Source organism: Pseudomonas sp. P5_A2_2, assembly GCF_054177685.1.
On sequence record NZ_JBGCUL010000611.1, the window covers coordinates 1 to 2,757 of the forward strand.

General features: G+C 59.3%; 4 protein-coding genes. 1 reads left to right on the forward strand and 3 read right to left on the reverse strand.

Annotated elements, in window-relative coordinates:
* The 3 genes from otnK to ACXRVY_RS23045 form a co-directional block, all read right to left on the reverse strand.
* Nucleotides 1-829 (reverse strand): 3-oxo-tetronate kinase (gene otnK, locus ACXRVY_RS23035; protein ID WP_458238330.1); only part of this gene is annotated, 829 nt, incomplete at its 3' end.
* Nucleotides 830-839: 10 nt separating this feature from the next.
* Nucleotides 840-1,745, reverse strand: a complete 906-nt coding sequence (gene ltnD / locus ACXRVY_RS23040) for an L-threonate dehydrogenase (RefSeq protein WP_458238331.1) — start codon at nucleotides 1,743-1,745, stop codon at nucleotides 840-842.
* Nucleotides 1,738-1,905, reverse strand: coding sequence for a hypothetical protein (locus tag ACXRVY_RS23045; protein WP_223462235.1), 168 nt, complete (start codon nucleotides 1,903-1,905; stop codon nucleotides 1,738-1,740). The genes ltnD and ACXRVY_RS23045 overlap by 8 nt, the downstream gene beginning before the upstream one ends.
* Before the next feature lie 398 nt (nucleotides 1,906-2,303).
* On the opposite strand from ACXRVY_RS23045, the gene ACXRVY_RS23050 reads away from it, so the two are divergent.
* Nucleotides 2,304-2,757: DUF1624 domain-containing protein (locus tag ACXRVY_RS23050; RefSeq protein ID WP_458238332.1), on the forward strand; the 454-nt coding region annotated here is incomplete at its 3' end.

Genomic DNA, 2,757 nt, shown 5'->3' on the forward strand with positions numbered 1-2,757 from the left:
CTTGCCCATTGGTGGCGATCGAAGCACTGCCGGCCAACACCACTTCCCCGCCGGACACCGCCGGAAGTTTCGAGGCGTCGAGATCGCGCAGTTTGCYGGCGCGACGGAAGTTTTCCGGCAGGCCCAGGGCCAGCCCCGAACCACCCGTCAACAGCGGCAGATCGGCGCAGGCGGCACCGAGGGTGTACAGATCGCCGTCCGACAAGGCATCGGCGATGGCCATGCCGACACCTTGAGCCCTCAGCTCTGCGATGCGCGCCCGCACCTGCTCTGTGCCGCGGGCAATGGTGTCGTAGCGCAACAGGCCGACATTCAGGCGGGTTTGCGATTGCAGCACGCGAACCAGGTTGGCATCGGTCATCGGCGTCAGCGGGTGGTTTTGCATGCCCGACTCGCTGAGCAACTGATCCTGCACAAACAAGTGACCGCGAAAGATCGTCCGGCCATTCTCCGGGAATGCCGGGCACGCCAGGGTAAAGTCGCTACCCAGTGCGGCCAGCAGTGCTTCGCTGACCTGGCCGATATTGCCGGCCGCGGTGGAGTCGAACGTCGAGCAATATTTGAAAAAGATCTGCTCGCAGCCTTGCTCGCGCAGCCATGCCATCGCAGCGAGGGACTGCTCGACTGCTTCGGCGACCGGTGTGGTGCGCGACTTCAGGGCAATGACGATCGCATCGGCATCAAGCCCGGCAGCCACTTCCGCGCTCGGGATGCCAATGCTTTGCACGGTGCGCATACCGCCGCGCACCAGCATGTTGGCAAGGTCCGTGGCGCCGGTGAAATCGTCGGCGATGCAGCCCAAAAGCGGGCGTGCGGTGGAGGTAGTCATGGGGTGTTCCTCAAACAGGCTCAGGCTTGGCAGTCGGCAATTCGATGCCCGGGAAAATCTTGATCACCGCCGAGTCGTCCTCACGACCGAAGCCGGCACTGGAGGCCTGCATGAACATCTGGTGAGCGGTGGCCGACAGCGGCAGAGGGAATTTGCTGGCCCGGGCGGTATCCAGCACCAGGCCCAGGTCCTTGACGAAAATATCTACCGCGGACAACGGCGTGTAGTCAGCCTTGAGTATGTGCGGCACGCGGTTTTCGAACATCCAGGAATTACCGGCGCTGTGGGTGATCACTTCGTACAGCGCATCGGCATCGACCCCTTCACGCAGGCCCAGCGCCATGGCTTCGGCAGAAGCGGCAATATGTACACCCGCCAGAAGCTGGTTGATGATCTTGACCTYTGAACCAAGGCCATGGACGTCACCCAGGCGATACACCTTGCCGGCCATACCCGCCAGGATCGACTCAGCCTTGATATAGGCGTCGGCCGGGCCCGAGGTCATCATGGTCATCTCGCCAGCGGCAGCCTTGGCCGCGCCACCGGAAATCGGTGCATCCAGATACAGCAGGCCCAACGCGGCCAGGCGCTGACCAAGATCCACGGCGTAAGTCGGAGCGACTGTGGCGCAGCCGATCACCAGGCTGCCCGGCCGCAGAGAGGCCACGGCCCCACCCTCACCAAACAATACGGTCTCGGTCTGCTCGGCGTTGACCACCACGGTAATGACCACGTCACACTCAGCGGCCATGTGCGACGGTGACAGGCAAGCCACACCGCCCTCCCCGGCGAACTGCTCTGTTACGGCAGTGCGCACATCACAGGCATGCACATTGAAACCGCTGCGCAACAACGAGCGGGCAATGCCCAGCCCCATCGCGCCCAGACCGACCACACCGACATTCTTGTTATTCATGGGGTACTCCAGAGGAAAGCAGCGACTGCTTCCACGCCTGCAAGGCGCAAATATTGGCCGCGTTGTAGATACGGTTTCGACAGACAGAATCAGCACCGGGCGAATCAACCACATGAGGGGCGCTGTCGTTCAGGACGTGAGTCGGGATCTCATCGAACATCAAGGCAATCCTGTTTTTGTCGTGTTATCAGGTTGTCATACCGGCTGATGAAGATCATCTACCAGTGATCAGATTATGTGAAGTATTTTTTTCACATAACATTTTTTAACACGGCTTTCGCCATGCAGAAAAGAAGAGATGCTTCACTGGCCTCGGCCAGCCGGCGAACTGGGTCGTGGTCGATATCCTGCGTTCCGAGGGCGGTGTGATGGTCGAACACCGGGATGTGATTCAGGATGAGGCGAGGCGCGAAAGTTCCGCCGGCGGGTACTCTGTGGTGACCAGCTATCACACAATCAAGCGGTCGCTTTTGGTGATAGCGATATGTTATAACATGTGAGCATATACGCTGTCAGTCGCCCCTGGCACGCCCCTTCACTCCCTGCTTGCGACATTCGATGACAATTTCTACTCACATCCCACCCATCACACGCTTGAACCAACGCCTGCTGTCCATTGATGCCCTGAGGGGATTGGTAATCCTGCTTATGCTGCTGGATCACGTGCGCGAAACGTTCTTTTTGCACCGTCAGGTAGCAGACCCGATGGACATTGAGTCCACTGAGCCGGCGCTATTTTTCAGCCGCACACTTGCCCATTTGTGTGCGCCGGTTTTCATACTGCTCACTGGACTTTCCGCTTACCTGTATGGCCAAAAGCACCAGGGCAAGGGCGATGTGTCAGCCTTTTTGTTCAAGCGCGGTCTGTTCCTGGTACTGCTGGAGTTCACCCTGGTGAATTTCGCCTGGACATTTCAGTTCCCACCTACGGCAATTTACATGCAAGTGATCTGGGCCATTGGCATCTGCATGATTGCCCTGGCCGGACTGGTCTGGTTACCCAGGCCCATTC